The organism is Croceibacterium mercuriale, from assembly GCF_000802385.1.
Lineage (GTDB): Bacteria > Pseudomonadota > Alphaproteobacteria > Sphingomonadales > Sphingomonadaceae > Croceibacterium > Croceibacterium mercuriale.
The window spans coordinates 1,698,339-1,713,993 of sequence record NZ_JTDN01000001.1 but is presented as its reverse complement, the minus strand read 5'-3'; the positions used below and the strand labels follow the sequence as shown (position 1 = coordinate 1,713,993).

The window sequence follows — 15,655 nt, the reverse complement described above, 5'->3', positions numbered from 1 at the left end:
CTCGTATGTAGCTGGTCGGCCCCGTCAGGACGGAAACGGAACGCGCTTGATCGAGAAAGAGGACCTGTTCGCTGCCCTGTTCCAGGGATCGGACGATGCCATCGTCGCCAAGACCACGGAGGGGGTCGTGCAGGCGTGGAATCCCGCGGCGGAACGGCTGTTCGGCTACAGCGCGGCGGAGATGGTCGGGCAGTCCGTCCGCATCCTGCTGCCAGCCGACCGCCAGCAGGAGGAGGACCACATCCTCGACCGCATCCGGGCCGGGGAGCAGGTCGGCCAGTTCTTCACCCGCCGGATCCACAAGAGCGGCCGCCTGGTGGATGTGTCCGTCACCGTGTCGCCGGTGCGCAATCGTGCGGGCCTGATCGTCGGTGCCAGCAAGATCGCCCGCGATGCCGGACAGCACCTGGCGAACCAGCGCCGCCTGACGCTCAGCGAGGAACGGTTCCGCATGCTGGCGGACAATATCGACCAGCTGGCCTGGATCGCCGCGCCGGACGGCAGGATCGAATGGTACAATCGACGCTGGTACGACTTCAGCGGGGTCGACAGCGCAGCCCACCGGCCGTTCCGCGGACGGGACCTGATCCACCCGGATCACCATGCGGAAGTGACGCAGACCTTCGACGCGGCCATCCGGCGGCAGGAACCCTGGGAGGGCACGTTCCCCATGCGCGCCGCCGATGGCACCTATCGCTGGTTCCTGGGGCGCACCCAGCCGATCCGCAATGCGGCCGGACTGCTGGTCAACTGGGTCGGCACCAACACGGACATCACCGACCAGCGCGAACAGGCAGAGCAGATCCGCCTGTTGCTGATGGAGGTGAACCACCGCTCCAAGAACATGCTGAGCACCGTGCAGGCGCTCGCCCGGCGCACCGCGCCCGGGCAGGCCGAGTTCATCGCCCGGTTCGAGGATCGGGTCCGCAGCCTGGCCGTCAACCAGGACATCCTGGTCCGCCGCGCGTGGCGCGACGTTCCGGTGGCAGAGCTGGTGAGTAGCCAGCTTGCCTTCCTGACGGGCGCGCCGGGCGAAGTCAGCATCGCCGGCGAACAATGCGCGCTAGTTCCGCGGGCGGCGGAAGTGGTGGGCATGGCGCTGCACGAGCTCGCCACCAATTCGCTTAAATATGGCGCCCTGTCGGTCCAGGACGGGCATGTCTCGATCGGCTGGAATTGCCCGCCCGATCGCGCAAGGTTCCGCATATGGTGGCAGGAAAGCGGCGGGCCGCCGGTTGTGGAGCCGGAACGCAAAGGGTTCGGCACCACGCTGATCCGCGATGTGCCGCGGCACAATCTGCAGGCGACCGTGACGCTGGACTATGCGCCGGGCGGCCTGCGCTGGGCGCTGGATGCCGACGGCGCGGTGCTGGCGGAGCAGCCCGCGGACTAGGATCGCGCGGCCGCCGTCCCGGACAGAGGGGCATTGCCGTTTGAGGGGCAGGGCCGTAGGCTGCGCACCATGGCCGAACTGCTTGCCAACATGTTTCAGCACGCTGCCATCACCAACGGGGTGACGGTGCGCGTGTCCGTGACCTTCATGCCCGACCAGTCGCGCGTCACCAACGAGCGGTGGTTCTGGGTCTATCACATCCGGCTGGAGAATGCGCGGGACGACCGGATCCAGCTGCGTACCCGCCACTGGCGCATCACCGACGGGCGCGGCATCGTCAGCCTGGTGGATGGCGAAGGCGTGGTGGGGGAAACTCCGGTGCTCGATCCCGGCGCCACGCACGATTATGTGTCGGGTTGCGAGCTGACCACGCGGACCGGATCGATGGAAGGGCATTATGGCTTCTCGCGCGAGGACGGCTCGGCGTTCGAGGTGGCGATCCCGTTCTTTCCGCTGGCCGCGCCGGCTACCGCGCGTTGATCGGCCTGTGATTGCGACCGTGCCGAGCGTGATGCCATGAAGCGTACCCATCTGCCATTGAACGCCCTGCGCGTGTTCGACGCCGCGGCCCGCCATCTCAGCTTTACCCGCGCGGCGGACGAACTGGCGGTGACGCCGGCCGCCGTGGGCCAGCAGATCCGCGCGCTGGAAGATGTGCTGGGCGTGGTGCTGTTCCGCCGCACCTCGCGCGGACTGGAACTGACGGACGAGGCGCAGGGCGGGCTGGAACCCTTGCGCGAAGGCTTCCTGCGGTTCGAGGAAAGCGTGCAGGCCATGCAGGCGGGGCAGTCCAGCCACGCCTTCGCGCTGGCCGCGCCGCGCGAGTTCTACGCGCAGTGGCTCGCGCCCCGGCTGGCGAGCTTCCGCGCCGCCAACCCGCAGGTCCGCTTCCAGCTGGTGGCGGAGGAGGAGGCGGATTTCACGCAGGCCAATCTCGACGCGGCCGTGCGCCTGGTGGAAGGGCCTGGCGACTACGAAGGGGTGGAACTGTCGCCCGCGCGCCGCATCACCGTGGCCGCGCCTGATGCCCCCGCTGGCTGGGTCACCTGGCCCGGCTGCCCCGACCCTGCGGCGGGGGACGAGGTGCTGCTGCAGGTCGGCAATGCCGGCCAGGCGCTGTCCTCCGCACTGGCGGGCCTCGGCCGCACCACCCTGCCGCTGCCACTGGTCGAGGAGGCGCTCGCATCCGGCCGGCTGCTGGCGCTGAGCGAACCGGAGGAGGTCCGCCGGGCCTACTGGCTGGTCGCACCACGCCCGCAATGGCGGCAGAAGAAGGTCCGCGCGCTGGTCGCCCATCTGGTGCCCGCCACCGGCGACTGAGGCGGCCGGTCCGAATCTTCCGGACCGGCATATTGCGCACTTCCCCTCGAGCCTGCGCCCGTATAGATGTGCCGCAAAGGGACATAACAGGGTCGCAGGCATATGTCAGAGTCTGACATAAGGGAGCAGTTGGCCTCCCTGACGGACAAGCAGCGGGAGGTGCTCGACCTGCTGATAGCGCACAAGACATCCAAGGAGATCGCGCGCGATCTCGGGATCTCCCCGCATACGGTCGATCAGCGGATCCAGTTCGCCAAGGTCAAGCTCGGCGCCGACAGCCGGGGGGAGGTCGCCCAGACCTATCGCCGGCTGCTGGACGGCATGGCCGGGACGCATGGTGAACCATCCCGTCCGTTGGCATATGAAGAAACCCCTATCGTCGCCGAACCGCTGCCCGCCGATACCGGCAGGGCGAACGGCGCAGCGCTCCTGCCGGTTCCCGCTCCCTCCGCTGGAGGGGCTGGCATCACGGAGTACCGCGTCGCTCCGGAATTGTTCGAAGGGCGCAACGGTACGGTCATGCGGCTGGGTGCGATCGCGGTTCTCGCGGTCATGCTCGTCTTCATCGCGCTGGGTTCGGTCATGATGTTCGACCAGATCTCGCGCACCATGGCCGCACAATGATGCCGACCCTTCCTGCAGCTCCGGTGATGGGGATCCCGATCGTCGCGAGATCGGGCATTCGGGGGTCGAACAATGTCACGGATCTTGGCGAGGTTGAGTGCGGGGGCGGGGCCTAGCCTGGGCCATGCAGCCGCACACACTCCTGATCTCGGCGCTATCGGTGCTGGTCTACTTTCTCGCCGTGTGGCGCGGCGGTGCGCCGGAGCGGGCGGCGGGCGGCCTCCTGCTGGCGATGTTCCTGGCCGACGAACTGCTCGGCGTGGCGGTCGGCCGCGTGCAGTTCAGCCATTTCGCGCCGTCGATCTTCGTCGGCAACCTGGTGGAGCTGGCGGTCTTCACCTGGCTGGCCATCCGGGCCAACCGGGTGTGGCCGATCGTGCCGGCCGGGCTGAAGCTGGTTGCGGTGCTGGGGCACCTCGCCGCGCTGCTGCTGCCGGGGGGCATGCAGCGGGCCTACTGGGCGATGGTGGAACCGCCGGCCCTGCTCACCGTGGTGGCGCTGGCGATCGGCCTCGGCGCGCACCTGCTGCGGCAGCGCCGCATCGGACCGTATCCGGACTGGCGGCCCGAGCTTCCGTTCCGCTGATCGGCACATCACCGGCGGGAGCCGCGGCATGAGCGTCCAGCTGCCCGTCACCCCGGCGCCCGACCAGGCCGCTATGGCCGCGGACATGGCCGCGCTCACCCGCCAGCTCCGCATGCTGGGCAATCAGGCCATGCGCCTCGCCGCCGATGTCGCCGCGCGCGACGCGGCGGAGGCGGACCGCGCCGCGTTCGACGCCTACGGCCAGGACAGCGACATGTGGCTGGTGGTGGCACAGGACATCTACCGCGAACGCCAGCGTCGGCGCGAGTTCTTCGACGGTGACCTGTTCGGCGAGCCCGCATGGGACATGCTGCTGGACCTGTATATCTGCGACCGGCAGGGCAAGCGCGTCTCCGTCACCGCGGCATGCCTGGGCGCAGGCGTGCCCGAGACGACCGCCCTGCGCTGGCTGAAGCAGCTGGAAAGGAACGGCCTGCTGCTGCGGGAAGCGGACCGGCGGGATGCCCGGCGCAGCTTCGTGCGTCTGTCGGAACTGGGCTATGCCAAGATGACCGCCTACCTGCAGGCGAACCGGCCCGCGGGAAAGACCGCCATGCCGATGCCGCTCGCCGCCTGACAGCGGGTGATTCGGCCATGGGGCACGCGGGCACGTGCCGACCGGCCCCGGCGGGTCGGGCCAAGTGATTGCGAACACGGTCGAATACAGACGAACGGTTTGAAGCTGTTTACAACCCCCGGCGGCAGGCTGATACAGGCCGCAAGCTGTACGGATCGGCATGGGTCCGACCGTCGGCAACCCGGGGGATTTGCCTAGCATGTATCGCATCGCGCTGACTGCCATTGTCCTTTGCCTGGGCCAGGCCGGCCTTGTCCAAACCGCCGGCGCGCAAAGCCGCACGATTGCCGCCGATATCGCGCAGCAGCCCTCTGTCGGTTACGTCATCCAGGGCAGCTTCGCGCCGGCAGACGGAACGCGTGCCTACTGGCTGACGCTTGCGGCGGGGCAGTCGGTCGAGGTCACGGCGCTGCCGCTCGGCGGCACGGACCCGGTGCTGACCGTCTATGACGAAGCCGGTGCGGAACTCGCCACCAACGATGATTTCGGCGACGGGCTAGCCGCCCGCGTGCCGCTGTTCTCCGCCGCGGGGCAGCGGGTCCGCGTGGTGGTCAGCCAGCTTGGCGAAAGCACGGAGGGGCTGGGCGATGCGCCGCACTTCACGCTGACCGTCACCCCCAGTGACTGGCGACCGTCCGAACCGGAGACGGTAAGCCGGCTTCCCTACACCCACGAAGGTACGCTGCGCGCCAATGGCGAGCAGGCGTTCATCTTCACCGCGAAGCAGGGCGACACGTTCGAGGCCGTGGCCGGCTCCGACGAATCGGGCCTCGATCCCTATCTGCGCATCGTGCCCGCAACGCCCGGCCAGACGCCGACCGTCGCCGGCACCACGGCCCTGGTCGAGGATGATGACAGCGGCGGCAGCCTGGCCGCGCAGCTGGTGTTTACCGCGCCTGGTGACGGCACCTATGCCGCCATCGTCAGCGGCGTCGGCTCGGGCAGCGGCGCCTACACGTTCGGCCTGAACCGGATCGAGCTGCCGGACCCGATCGAGATCGGCCTGGACGAGACGGTGCAGGGCGTCGTTGCCAGTCTCGCCGCGCCGCCGGTCTACCGCCTCAGCCAGCGGGCCATCGCCACGCTCGTGCGGCAGCCGGGGGCCGTGCAGATCGCCATGAATGCGATGGGGGAAGGGGAGGACGCACTCGATCCCTACCTCAAGGTCGGGATCGACACCCCGTTCGGCCAGTCGGAAATCGCGACCGACGATGATGGCGGCGGCGACCTCAACGCGCTGGTCAGCCTGCCGCTCAGCCGGCACGAGGATCTGGCCCGCTGGCTGCGCGACCTGCGCATCACCGCCACCGCTGCCGGGGGCGTGGAAACGCCCGGCGGTTTCGAGCTGACGGTTACCCGCTGAGGCACGCCGGCGGCGGCGCCTGCCTCAGATGCCGCCGTCCCTCAGCCTGGCCGCATGATCCAGGAAATTGCTGATCTCGGTCCGCCGTCGCTGTTCTTCCGCCATTTCCCTTCCGACCCCCAGCTTCCAGCGCAAGGGGTGATGGTCGGGCCGGCGATGCAGTTCTTCCAGCATGTCGGCGATCGTGCCGACATCATCGTCGCTTTCCGCCACCCCGTTCTCCACCAGGTCGTCCGCCTGCGATCGCAGCGCGGTGGCGATTTCGGCCATGGTCAGCTCCGGGTGGTATTGCACGCCCCAGAAGACCCCGCGATCGTGGCGGATCTCGGCCGCCTGCACCACCGTGGCGGCATTGCCCGCCAGCAATGTGGCCCCGGGCGGCAGCACTTCCACCTCGTCGCCATGAATGCCGATCGCATCCCAGCATGGCGGACGCCCGGCCAGCAGGGGATGGTCGCGTCCGGCCTCCGTCGCGGTGATCCCGCGCACGATGCCTGCCTCGATCCGCCCCGCCATGCGCCGCACCCGGCCGCCCGCGGCCGCAGTGGCGACCTGCAAGCCGGCGCATGATCCGAAGGAGGGCGTGCCGGAGGCGAACACCGCCCGCATGAAGGCCAGCTGGCGGCGCACCGGCGGCGTGTCGTCATAGACATGCATCGGCGATCCGGTCAGCAGCACCGCGTCGAACCTGGCCAGCTCCTCGGGCGACAGCACCGGCGCGTCTTCGTCGGCCGGGGCAATCAGGGTGACGTCCGCGCCGGGCCGCATCTGCTCCAGCGTGGCCTGGTAGGTTTCGCCCGAACTCTTGCCTGCGCGCGCGCGCCGCTTCTGGCGTTCTTTCGGCAGTTCACTCTCGGCAATCAGGTAACGCGACACACAGGACCCTTTTCGGTTTCCTTGTTCAACCGCGGATCGGCGCATCTGTGCCGCAATTACCATTTGTCTCATGATTACCGCCGGTGCCGGCCCCGGTCCGCGGCATCCGCTTGCCCTTGGTCCGGCTGGTCAGGTGGATGCGATGGCAGCGGTCGCAACGATAGGTCCGCAACACCAGCCCGGATCGGGTGATCGCGGCCTGCGCCTCCGCCTCATCGGCAAAGGACAGCTTCCGGCGGCAGATGCTAAGCCTGGTCCGCACCCTGCGCCTCCAGTGCGGCGAACCACGCATGATAGGGGGTGTTGCGCGCCATGTGGCGGTTGAGGTCGGGCGCACCATCGTCCCACCACACCGGCCCACGCTCGCCCAGCGCGATCTTGGCCTCGTCCACCGCGCCGCGCGCCGCAGCCAGCGCCGCCGCATCACCTGCCTTCAGCGCACGGCCGACCGCGCGGCGCGCGGCCATCAGCCGATCGACCAGAGCCTGCCGCACATGGTCGGGCAGGTCCGGGTTCGCCCGCCGCCACAACCGCCCACGCACCACCAGGTAGCGGCCGTCAGGCGTCACCGGGGGTTCGCTGCGATCCTCGTTCATCCTCCGAGCGACGGTTCGGCGCTCGCCCCGTTCCCGCTTGCATGGTCTGCCACCAGCCTGTGCGGAACCGGATCGGGCGCATAGGCTTCCGCCGCCGTCATCTGCTCGAGCGCCTCCAGTTCGAACCCGGTGAAGCGGCGGAGGTCCACGCTGTGCGGCTGCTCCAGCAGCATCCGCTTCCAGCCGCGCAGATCACCGGGCGCGGCCGCCTCGGCATCGCCGGCGGGCAGGGCGGGCGGTTCCTCCTGTGACAGCGCCGGCGCCGGTGCCGGGTCCCGGGCCGGAACATGGCGCGCCTGGCGCAGCGGCGGCAGCTTGGGCGATCGTCCGCTGCCACCGTAGCGCTCGGGCCGGCGGTTCCGCAGCAGGAACATCACCAGCGCCTCGTTATGGCGCCGCTCATATCCCAGCAGCTTGCCGCCGGACACGATCAGCCGGTTCTCCCCGGTGATTGCCCGCTGCACCGCGCTGTCCTCCACCCGGGCGAAGCCGCGCTCGGCCGCCGCTTCCCATGCCGCGGCAAAGTCGTCCGCCCCCGGCTTGTGCCGCAGATTGTACAGCGCTTCGGGGCTGGCACCGATATGCGCCGCCGCCTGCAGCACCACGCCCGTCGCCGCCAGCGCGGCGATGAATTCGCGCTGCCGCTCCGCCGTGATGGAGTTGCGCCGCGGATGAGTGTGCGGCGCTGGCACGAAGTCCAGCAGCGGATCGTCCGCCTCCGGCATGGGGCCGGGATTGGTGACATAGGATGTGCGCCGCCCGGCCGCCCGCCGCGCGCGGTGGTCTTCGCAACCGGGCAGCGCATCCTCCGGCAGCACCGGCGCCGCGATCATGCCGTCGCCGTGCGGAACCATGGTGAAGGCCTGCTCGGTCGGCAGGCGCAGCTGCGGCGCCAGCTCCTGCGGCGGTGCCAGCGCGGCGGGAACCTCGAACGTCTCGATCACGGGCGATGTCGTGTTCGGCACTGCCTGTTCGATCCAGACATAATCGCCGCGTCCCTGCTCCGTCACCCGCTTGCCTCCCGCTGTACGCCGGCGCGATGGCATGGGCAGGCGGCTGTAGGAAAATGCTTTCGGCACGGGCCGTTGTGGCGGCAGGGAACCTCCAGGATGGCAAGCGCCCGGCGTCATGCCCTGCTTGACCCGCGCGGCACATCCCCGTACAGGCGCCGGGTTCCCGGCTCCGGCATTCGTGCCGTCCGGTGGCAGAGCTGAACATTGGCGCTGCCCGTCCTGCCGGGGTTTTTCCTCATCATGGCGGCCGTCAAAGTAACCCGGTGCCCGGTGGGCGGGGGTGGAGTGTTTTCGGCTCGCGCTTGTCGCAACAAGGCGCGTCTCCCTGCTTCGGGCGATGCGCCGCTGGTCTTTCGGCCCGCAGGCAGCGCGATCCTTGTGACTTTCCGCACCCGGCCGCTTCGTGGCGCCACGCACATGGTGAAGGATACCCATGCCCACTATTAACCAGCTGGTCCGCAAGGGCCGCACGCCGGTCAAGGCCAAGAGCAAGGTCCCGGCGATGGAGCAGAACCCGCAGAAGCGCGGCGTCTGCACCCGGGTCTACACGACCACCCCGAAGAAGCCGAACTCGGCACTGCGCAAGGTTGCGAAGGTTCGCCTGACCAACGGACGCGAAGTCATCTCCTACATCCCGGGCGAAGGCCATAACCTGCAGGAGCACTCCGTTGTGCTGATCCGCGGCGGCCGTGTGCGCGATCTTCCGGGCGTGCGCTACCACGTGCTGCGCGGCGTGCTCGACACGCAGGGCGTGAAGGACCGCAAGAAGAGCCGTTCGAAGTACGGCGCGAAGCGTCCTAAGTAAGCGTCTCCGGGAAGGAAGCAGAATATGTCACGTCGTCGTCGTCCCGAGAAGCGGGAAATCCTGCCCGATCCCCAGTACGGAGATCTGGTGCTGTCCAAGTTCATGAACAACCTGATGCTGGACGGGAAGAAGTCGGTTGCGGAGCGGATCGTCTATGGCGCGCTCGAGACCGTCGAGACCCGGTCCAAGAACGATCCGGTGCAGATGTTCCATGATGCGCTGAACAATGTGAAGCCGGCCGTGGAAGTCCGCAGCCGCCGTGTCGGCGGTGCCACCTACCAGGTGCCGGTGGAAGTGCGTCCGGAACGCGCCCAGGCGCTGGCGATCCGCTGGCTGATCACGGCCGCCCGCGGCCGTGCGGAAACCACCATGGCGGCGCGCCTGTCGGGCGAACTGCTGGATGCGGCCAACAATCGCGGCAACGCGGTGAAGAAGCGGGAAGATACGCACCGCATGGCCGACGCCAACCGCGCTTTCAGCCACTACCGCTGGTAAGCGTGGTGGCGGCGCGGGCCGGAGCATCCGCTTCGGCCTTCAAGCGGTCACACAATTGATTATATGGGGCGCGTCGGCTGGTCCGGCGCTGCCCCGCACACCCCGAGGAACTACCCATGGCCCGCGAATATCCGCTGGAACGTTACCGCAATATCGGCATCATGGCGCACATCGACGCCGGCAAGACCACCACGACCGAGCGGATCCTCTACTACACCGGCAAGTCCTACAAGATCGGCGAAGTCCATGACGGCGCCGCGACGATGGACTGGATGGAGCAGGAGCAGGAGCGCGGGATCACCATCACCTCCGCCGCCACGACCACGTTCTGGCAGGCAGAGGATGGCCAGGGCCCCAAGCACCGCATCAACATCATCGACACTCCCGGCCATGTCGACTTCACCATCGAAGTCGAACGCTCGCTGCGCGTCCTTGACGGCGCGGTCGCCGTGTTCGACGGCGTCGCCGGCGTCGAGCCGCAGTCCGAAACCGTGTGGCGCCAGGCGGACAAGTACAAGGTCCCGCGGATGTGCTTCGTGAACAAGCTGGATCGCACCGGTGCGGACTTCTACTACTGTGTGCAGTCGATCATCGATCGTCTGGGCGCCAAGCCGCTGGTGCTGTATCTGCCGATCGGCGCCGAGTCCGATCTGAAGGGCGTGGTCGACCTGGTGAACAACCGCGGCATCGTCTGGGAAGACGAGAGCCTGGGGGCCAACTTCAAGTATGTCGAGATCCCTGCCGACATGGCCGACAAGGCAGCGGAGTACCGCGAGCGCCTGATCGAAACCGCCGTCGAGAGCGACGACGAGCTCATGGAAGCCTATCTCGAGGGCAACCTGCCTGACGCTGCGACGCTGAAGGCGCTGATCCGCAAGGGCACGCTGGAGCAGCTGTTCGTGCCGGTGCTGTGCGGCTCCGCATTCAAGAACAAAGGCGTGCAGCCCCTGCTCGATGCCGTGGTCGACTACATGCCGAGCCCGATCGACGTACCTGCCATCAAGGGCGTGAAGCCGGACAGCGACGAGGAGGACAGCCGTCCTTCGAGCGACGAGGCACCCTTCGCCGGCCTGGCCTTCAAGATCATGAACGATCCCTTCGTGGGCTCGCTCACCTTCACCCGCATCTACTCGGGGCGTCTGGCCAAGGGCCAGGTCCTGAACTCGGTGAAGGACAAGAAGGAGAAGATCGGCCGCATGCTGCTGATGCATTCCAACAACCGGGAAGACATCGAAGAGGCATTCGCGGGCGACATCGTGGCGCTGGCCGGCATGAAGGACACCACTACCGGTGATACCCTGTGCGACCCGGCAAACCCGATCATCCTGGAGCGCATGGAGTTCCCGGAGCCGGTGATCGAGCTGAGCGTGGAGCCCAAGACCAAGGCCGACCAGGAGAAGATGGGCGTCGCCCTGAACCGCCTGGCTGCCGAGGATCCCAGCTTCCGCGTGTCGACCGACCACGAATCGGGCCAGACGATCATCAAGGGCATGGGCGAGCTTCACCTCGACATCCTGGTCGATCGCATGCGCCGCGAGTTCAAGGTCGAGGCTAATGTCGGTGCACCGCAGGTGGCGTATCGCGAGTCGCTGGCCCGTGCTGTGGAACTGATCTACACCCACAAGAAGCAGTCGGGCGGCTCCGGCCAGTTCGGCGAAGTGAAGGTGGCGCTGCGGCCCGGAGAGCGCGGGCAGGGCATCAACTTCATCGACAACGTCAAGGGCGGCAACATCCCCAAGGAATATATTCCTGCGGTGGAGAAGGGCATGCGCGAGACGGCCGAGGGCGGATCGCTGATCGGGTTCCCGATCATCGACTTCGACATCGAGCTGCTGGACGGCAAGTACCATGACGTCGACTCGTCCGCCCTGGCGTTCGAGATCGCCGGCCGCGGTGCGATGCGCGAAGCCGCGCAGAAGTCCGGCATCAAGCTGCTGGAGCCGATCATGAAGGTCGAGGTGGTGACGCCCGAGGAATTCATGGGCGACGTCATTGGCGACCTGAACAGCCGTCGTGGCCAGATCCAGGGCACCGACAGCCGCGGCAACGCACAGGTTGTGGATGCGCATGTGCCGCTGGCCAACATGTTCGGCTACGTGAACGAGCTGCGGTCCTTCACACAGGGCCGGGCGCAGTACTCCATGCAGTTCTCCCACTACGACGAAGTGCCGGCCAACGTGGCGGCCGAGGTCAAGGAGAAGCTTGCCTAAGGCAGGCGATGAGTCTAGGGGCGGGCGCTCGATTCAGCGGGCGCCCCGCCTGACCTTCCAGTCAGTACAGATCGATTTTCCAGAACAGAGGTTTTTGCAAAAATGGCTAAGGAAAAGTTCCAGCGGAACAAGCCGCACTGCAACATTGGCACCATCGGTCACGTTGACCATGGCAAGACCACGTTGACGGCGGCGATCACGAAGGTGCAGGGCGCGCCGATCGATTTCGCAAACATCGACAAGGCGCCGGAAGAGCGCGAGCGCGGCATCACGATCTCGACCGCTCACGTCGAGTACGAGACCGATGCGCGCCACTACGCGCACGTCGACTGCCCGGGTCACGCCGATTACGTGAAGAACATGATCACCGGCGCGGCGCAGATGGACGGCGCGATCCTGGTGGTGAACGCCGCCGACGGCCCGATGCCGCAGACCCGCGAGCACATCCTGCTCGCTCGTCAGGTCGGCGTGCCGGCGCTGGTCGTGTACATGAACAAGGTCGATCAGGTCGACGACGAGGAAATTCTCGAGCTGGTCGAGCTGGAAGTGCGCGAGCTGCTGTCCTCCTACGACTTCGATGGCGACAACATTCCCATCATCAAGGGCTCGGCTCTGGCCGCCCTCGAGGGTCGTGACCCGAAGATCGGCGAAGAGTCGATCAAGGAGCTGATGAAGGCTGTCGACGAGCACATCCCGCAGCCTGAGCGTCCGGTTGACCGTCCGTTCCTGATGCCGATCGAGGACGTGTTCTCGATCTCCGGCCGCGGCACCGTGGTGACCGGTCGCGTCGAGACCGGCGTCGTCAAGGTTGGCGAAGAAGTCGAGATCGTCGGCATCAAGGACACGCAGAAGACGACCGTCACCGGCGTCGAGATGTTCCGCAAGCTGCTGGACAGCGGCCAGGCCGGCGACAACATCGGCGCGCTGATCCGCGGCGTCGCACGTGAAGCGGTGGAGCGTGGCCAGGTGCTGGCCAAGCCGGGCACCGTGAACCCGCACAGCGAGTTCAGCGCCGAGATCTACGTGCTGTCGAAGGAAGAGGGTGGCCGTCACACGCCGTTCTTCGCCAACTACCGCCCGCAGTTCTACTTCCGCACCACGGACGTCACCGGCGAGGTCATCCTCCCCGAGGGCACCGAGATGGTGATGCCGGGTGACAACGTGACGATCAGCGTGAAGCTGATCGCGCCGATCGCGATGGATGAAGGCCTGCGCTTCGCCATCCGTGAAGGCGGCCGCACCGTCGGTTCTGGGGTTGTCAGCTCCATCACGAAGTAATATAGGCGCCTTCGCTGACGGGGAATCGCTCCCTGTCAGCCAGGTTTCGAAGGGGCCGCCCCTTCCCGGGCAACCGGTGAGGCGGGCGGCTCCTCTTTGTTTTGGGGGAGTGCCTCGCTGGCACCCTCTTGGCTCTTTCGCATCGGTAAGCAGGACATGGACGCTCAGAACATCCGCATTCGCCTCAAGGCCTTCGATCACCGCGTGCTTGATCAGGCAACCGGCGAGATTGCGGACACCGCCCGCCGCACCGGCGCGCTGATCCGGGGTCCGATCCCGCTGCCCACGCGCATCGAGAAGTTCACCGTGAACCGTGGCCCGCACGTCGACAAGAAGTCGCGCGAGCAGTTCGAGGTGCGCACCTACAAGCGGCTGCTCGACATCGTGCAGCCCAACGCCCAGACCGTGGACGCGCTGATGAAGCTGGACCTGGCGGCTGGCGTGAATGTGGAGATCAAGCTGGCCTGATGGCTGGTCTGATCCACCAGGTCCTTCCGGTCGGACGTTAAACGGACCGGGCAAGTTTCCGCCACCGCAACGCGGTGCGCCTATCGGGATACCGCCGGCACTCAGCCGGGCTGCGTCCCCCGTCTCGCCCCGTTGTGGGGCATCTGGCCCGGGCGGGGCGACGCATGACAATCAGGGCCGGCACGCCCACGGGATGGTCCCGTGGGCCTCTGTTAAGGAGCTGTGCATCATGCGCACAGGCGTGATCGCAAGGAAAGTCGGGATGACCCGCTTGTTTCAGGCGGACGGTCGGCACGTGCCGGTAACCGTCCTCGCCCTGGATGAGTGCCAGGTCGTGTCCCATCGCACCCTTGATCGTGATGGTTATTATTCCGTGCAGGTTGGTGCGGGCGAAGCGAAGCAGAAGAACGTTGCCAAGCCGCAGCGGGAAGCCTTTGCCCAGGCCAACGTATCCCTGAAGAAGAAGGTCGCCGAGTTCCGGGTTGACGACGAGAGCGGGCTGCTGCCCGTCGGTTCGCACATCTCGGCCGAGCACTTCATCGCCGGCCAGATGGTCGACGTTTCCGGGCACACGCAGGGCAAGGGCTTTGCCGGCGCCATGAAGCGCTGGGGCTTCGGCGGTCTGCGCGCGACGCACGGCGTCTCACTGAGCCACCGTTCGCACGGTTCGACCGGCCAGCGGCAGGATCCGGGCAAGGTCTTCAAGAACAAGAAGATGGCCGGCCACATGGGCGATCGTCAGCGCACCCAGCAGAATCTGGAGATCGTGCGGACTGATGCCGATCGCGGACTGTTGTTCGTGAAGGGGTCTGTCCCCGGTGCGAAGAACGCCTGGTTGCTGGTGCGCGACGCGGTCAAGCTGCCCCTGCCCGAAGGTGCGCCGTTCCCCGGTGCGATCCTGGAGCGCAAGAGCACTGCGATCGAGCATGAGGAAGCGCCGGCCGGCCTGGTCGAGAGCGCTGCCGAGCATGCCGTCGACACCGGCCCGACCACCGAAGAAGCGGCCGCCCTGCTTGCAGAGCAGCAGGCTGGCGCCGGTGATGATGTCACCCCGGCGGTGGGCGACACCAGCGATGCGGCGGGTACCCCTGCTGCTGACGAAAACAAGGAGGGCTGAGCCGTGAAGGTTGCAGTTCAGAAGCTTGACGGCGCCAGCGCCGGCGACATCGAGCTGAGCGATGCCGTGTTCGGCATCGAGCCGCGCGCCGATATCCTGCATCGGGTCGTCACCTGGCAGCTGGAGAATCGTCGCGGCACGGCCCGTGCCACCCGCGAGCGTTCCGACGTTGCGCGGACCGGCAAGAAGTTCGGCCGCCAGAAGGGCGGTGGTACGGCCCGTCACGGTGACCGTGCAGCCCCGATCTTCATCGGTGGCGGCAAGGCCCATGGTGCCCGCCGGCGCGACTTCGAGCAGTCGCTCAACAAGAAGCTGCGGGCGCTCGGCCTGAAGATGGCCCTGTCGGCCAAGGCGCGTGATGGCCTGGTGGTCGTGGACAGCCTGGAACTGGCCGAAGCCAAGACCAAGGCGCTGGCGCAGACCTTCGGCAGCAATGGCTGGAACGGCAAGGTGCTGGTCATCGACGGCGAAGCGGTCGAGAACGGCTTCCGCCTGGCTGCGGGCAACCTGCCGGGCGTGAACGTCCTGCCGGCCGTTGGCGCGAACGTGTACGACATCCTGAAGCATGACACGCTGGTGCTGACCCGCTCCGCTGTCGAAAAGCTGGAGGCCCGGTTCAATGGCTAACAAGCAGGAAATCGACGCCCGTCATTACGACGTGATCCTGGCGCCGCACATCACGGAGAAGGCGACGCTGCTGTCCGAGCACAACGCCACCGTGTTCAAGGTGTCGGGTGATGCGACCAAGCCGCAGATCAAGGCGGCCGTGGAGGCTCTGTTCGGCCGCAAGGTCAAGAGCGTCAACACGCTGGTCACCAAGGGCAAGTCGAAGCGCTGGAAAGGCAAGGCCTATACCCGCTCCGACGTGAAGAAGGCGGTTGTGACCCTCGTCGAGGGCCAGGACCCGATCGACATCACCGAAGGCGTGAGCTGA

Annotated in this window: 18 protein-coding genes; 15 read left to right on the top strand and 3 right to left on the bottom strand. The window is 67.2% G+C overall.

Annotated elements, in window-relative coordinates:
* Nucleotides 1-46 precede the first annotated feature (46 nt).
* From PK98_RS07965 to PK98_RS07935, 7 genes are all read left to right on the top strand, one after another.
* Nucleotides 47-1,393, top strand: coding sequence for a sensor histidine kinase (locus tag PK98_RS07965; protein WP_235425430.1), 1,347 nt, complete (start codon nucleotides 47-49; stop codon nucleotides 1,391-1,393).
* Between the two features lie 69 nt (nucleotides 1,394-1,462).
* On the top strand, nucleotides 1,463-1,873 hold the full coding sequence (apaG, locus tag PK98_RS07960) for a Co2+/Mg2+ efflux protein ApaG (protein WP_039095589.1): 411 nt from the start codon (nucleotides 1,463-1,465) through the stop codon (nucleotides 1,871-1,873).
* Between the two features lie 36 nt (nucleotides 1,874-1,909).
* A complete protein-coding gene (locus PK98_RS07955; RefSeq protein WP_039095587.1) occupies nucleotides 1,910-2,713 on the top strand; it encodes a LysR family transcriptional regulator in 804 nt (267 codons plus the stop codon).
* A gap of 102 nt (nucleotides 2,714-2,815) precedes the next feature.
* The gene (locus PK98_RS07950) at nucleotides 2,816-3,337 is read left to right on the top strand and encodes a helix-turn-helix domain-containing protein (RefSeq protein ID WP_039095585.1); all 522 of its coding nucleotides are present in this window, start codon (nucleotides 2,816-2,818) and stop codon (nucleotides 3,335-3,337) included.
* A gap of 160 nt (nucleotides 3,338-3,497) precedes the next feature.
* Nucleotides 3,498-3,923 carry a hypothetical protein gene (locus tag PK98_RS07945; protein WP_152608563.1) on the top strand — a complete coding sequence of 142 codons (426 nt, stop codon included), beginning with the start codon at nucleotides 3,498-3,500 and terminating at the stop codon, nucleotides 3,921-3,923.
* A gap of 28 nt (nucleotides 3,924-3,951) precedes the next feature.
* Entirely contained in the window at nucleotides 3,952-4,500 is a 549-nt protein-coding gene (locus tag PK98_RS07940) for a winged helix DNA-binding protein (protein WP_052208196.1), read from the top strand.
* A 199-nt stretch (nucleotides 4,501-4,699) separates the two neighbouring features.
* The gene (locus PK98_RS07935; RefSeq protein ID WP_039095583.1) at nucleotides 4,700-5,863 is read left to right on the top strand and encodes a hypothetical protein; all 1,164 of its coding nucleotides are present in this window, start codon (nucleotides 4,700-4,702) and stop codon (nucleotides 5,861-5,863) included.
* A 24-nt stretch (nucleotides 5,864-5,887) separates the two neighbouring features.
* On the opposite strand, the gene PK98_RS07930 is transcribed toward PK98_RS07935, so the two are convergent.
* From PK98_RS07930 to PK98_RS15960, 3 genes are all read right to left on the bottom strand, one after another.
* Complete coding sequence (locus tag PK98_RS07930) at nucleotides 5,888-6,739, bottom strand: type 1 glutamine amidotransferase (protein ID WP_039095580.1); 852 nt, start codon at nucleotides 6,737-6,739, stop codon at nucleotides 5,888-5,890.
* Between the two features lie 245 nt (nucleotides 6,740-6,984).
* Nucleotides 6,985-7,335 carry a hypothetical protein gene (locus tag PK98_RS07920; protein ID WP_200884980.1) on the bottom strand — a complete coding sequence of 117 codons (351 nt, stop codon included), beginning with the start codon at nucleotides 7,333-7,335 and terminating at the stop codon, nucleotides 6,985-6,987.
* Nucleotides 7,332-8,345, bottom strand: a complete 1,014-nt coding sequence (locus PK98_RS15960) for a hypothetical protein (protein ID WP_052208194.1) — start codon at nucleotides 8,343-8,345, stop codon at nucleotides 7,332-7,334. Before PK98_RS15960 ends, PK98_RS07920 begins: the two co-directional genes overlap by 4 nt.
* A gap of 436 nt (nucleotides 8,346-8,781) precedes the next feature.
* Between PK98_RS15960 and rpsL the strand changes: the two genes are divergently transcribed.
* From rpsL to PK98_RS07875, 8 genes are all read left to right on the top strand, one after another.
* On the top strand, nucleotides 8,782-9,153 hold the full coding sequence (rpsL, locus tag PK98_RS07910) for a 30S ribosomal protein S12 (protein ID WP_039095576.1): 372 nt from the start codon (nucleotides 8,782-8,784) through the stop codon (nucleotides 9,151-9,153).
* 24 nt (nucleotides 9,154-9,177) lie between these two features.
* Nucleotides 9,178-9,648, top strand: coding sequence for a 30S ribosomal protein S7 (gene rpsG / locus PK98_RS07905; protein WP_039095574.1), 471 nt, complete (start codon nucleotides 9,178-9,180; stop codon nucleotides 9,646-9,648).
* 116 nt (nucleotides 9,649-9,764) lie between these two features.
* The gene (gene fusA, locus PK98_RS07900; protein WP_039095573.1) at nucleotides 9,765-11,858 is read left to right on the top strand and encodes an elongation factor G; all 2,094 of its coding nucleotides are present in this window, start codon (nucleotides 9,765-9,767) and stop codon (nucleotides 11,856-11,858) included.
* A gap of 102 nt (nucleotides 11,859-11,960) precedes the next feature.
* Nucleotides 11,961-13,136, top strand: a complete 1,176-nt coding sequence (gene tuf, locus PK98_RS07895; RefSeq protein ID WP_039095571.1) for an elongation factor Tu — start codon at nucleotides 11,961-11,963, stop codon at nucleotides 13,134-13,136.
* A 156-nt stretch (nucleotides 13,137-13,292) separates the two neighbouring features.
* Nucleotides 13,293-13,604, top strand: a complete 312-nt coding sequence (gene rpsJ, locus PK98_RS07890; RefSeq protein ID WP_039095569.1) for a 30S ribosomal protein S10 — start codon at nucleotides 13,293-13,295, stop codon at nucleotides 13,602-13,604.
* Nucleotides 13,605-13,833: 229 nt separating this feature from the next.
* Complete coding sequence (gene rplC, locus PK98_RS07885) at nucleotides 13,834-14,721, top strand: 50S ribosomal protein L3 (RefSeq protein WP_039095567.1); 888 nt, start codon at nucleotides 13,834-13,836, stop codon at nucleotides 14,719-14,721.
* A gap of 3 nt (nucleotides 14,722-14,724) precedes the next feature.
* The gene (gene rplD / locus PK98_RS07880; RefSeq protein WP_039095565.1) at nucleotides 14,725-15,348 is read left to right on the top strand and encodes a 50S ribosomal protein L4; all 624 of its coding nucleotides are present in this window, start codon (nucleotides 14,725-14,727) and stop codon (nucleotides 15,346-15,348) included.
* Nucleotides 15,341-15,655, top strand: coding sequence for a 50S ribosomal protein L23 (locus PK98_RS07875; protein WP_039095563.1), 315 nt, complete (start codon nucleotides 15,341-15,343; stop codon nucleotides 15,653-15,655). The genes rplD and PK98_RS07875 overlap by 8 nt, the downstream gene beginning before the upstream one ends.

Coding starts and splice junctions, on each gene's coding strand:
- rpsJ (WP_039095569.1), top strand. CDS start 13,293: ATGGACGCTCAGAACATCCGCATTCGCCTCAAGGCCTTCGATCACCGC.
- PK98_RS07940 (WP_052208196.1), top strand. CDS start 3,952: ATGAGCGTCCAGCTGCCCGTCACCCCGGCGCCCGACCAGGCCGCTATG.
- PK98_RS07875 (WP_039095563.1), top strand. CDS start 15,341: ATGGCTAACAAGCAGGAAATCGACGCCCGTCATTACGACGTGATCCTG.
- tuf (WP_039095571.1), top strand. CDS start 11,961: ATGGCTAAGGAAAAGTTCCAGCGGAACAAGCCGCACTGCAACATTGGC.
- PK98_RS07920 (WP_200884980.1), bottom strand. CDS start 7,335: ATGAACGAGGATCGCAGCGAACCCCCGGTGACGCCTGACGGCCGCTAC.
- rpsL (WP_039095576.1), top strand. CDS start 8,782: ATGCCCACTATTAACCAGCTGGTCCGCAAGGGCCGCACGCCGGTCAAG.
- fusA (WP_039095573.1), top strand. CDS start 9,765: ATGGCCCGCGAATATCCGCTGGAACGTTACCGCAATATCGGCATCATG.
- apaG (WP_039095589.1), top strand. CDS start 1,463: ATGGCCGAACTGCTTGCCAACATGTTTCAGCACGCTGCCATCACCAAC.
- rpsG (WP_039095574.1), top strand. CDS start 9,178: ATGTCACGTCGTCGTCGTCCCGAGAAGCGGGAAATCCTGCCCGATCCC.
- PK98_RS07955 (WP_039095587.1), top strand. CDS start 1,910: ATGAAGCGTACCCATCTGCCATTGAACGCCCTGCGCGTGTTCGACGCC.
- PK98_RS07935 (WP_039095583.1), top strand. CDS start 4,700: ATGTATCGCATCGCGCTGACTGCCATTGTCCTTTGCCTGGGCCAGGCC.
- rplC (WP_039095567.1), top strand. CDS start 13,834: ATGCGCACAGGCGTGATCGCAAGGAAAGTCGGGATGACCCGCTTGTTT.
- PK98_RS07950 (WP_039095585.1), top strand. CDS start 2,816: ATGTCAGAGTCTGACATAAGGGAGCAGTTGGCCTCCCTGACGGACAAG.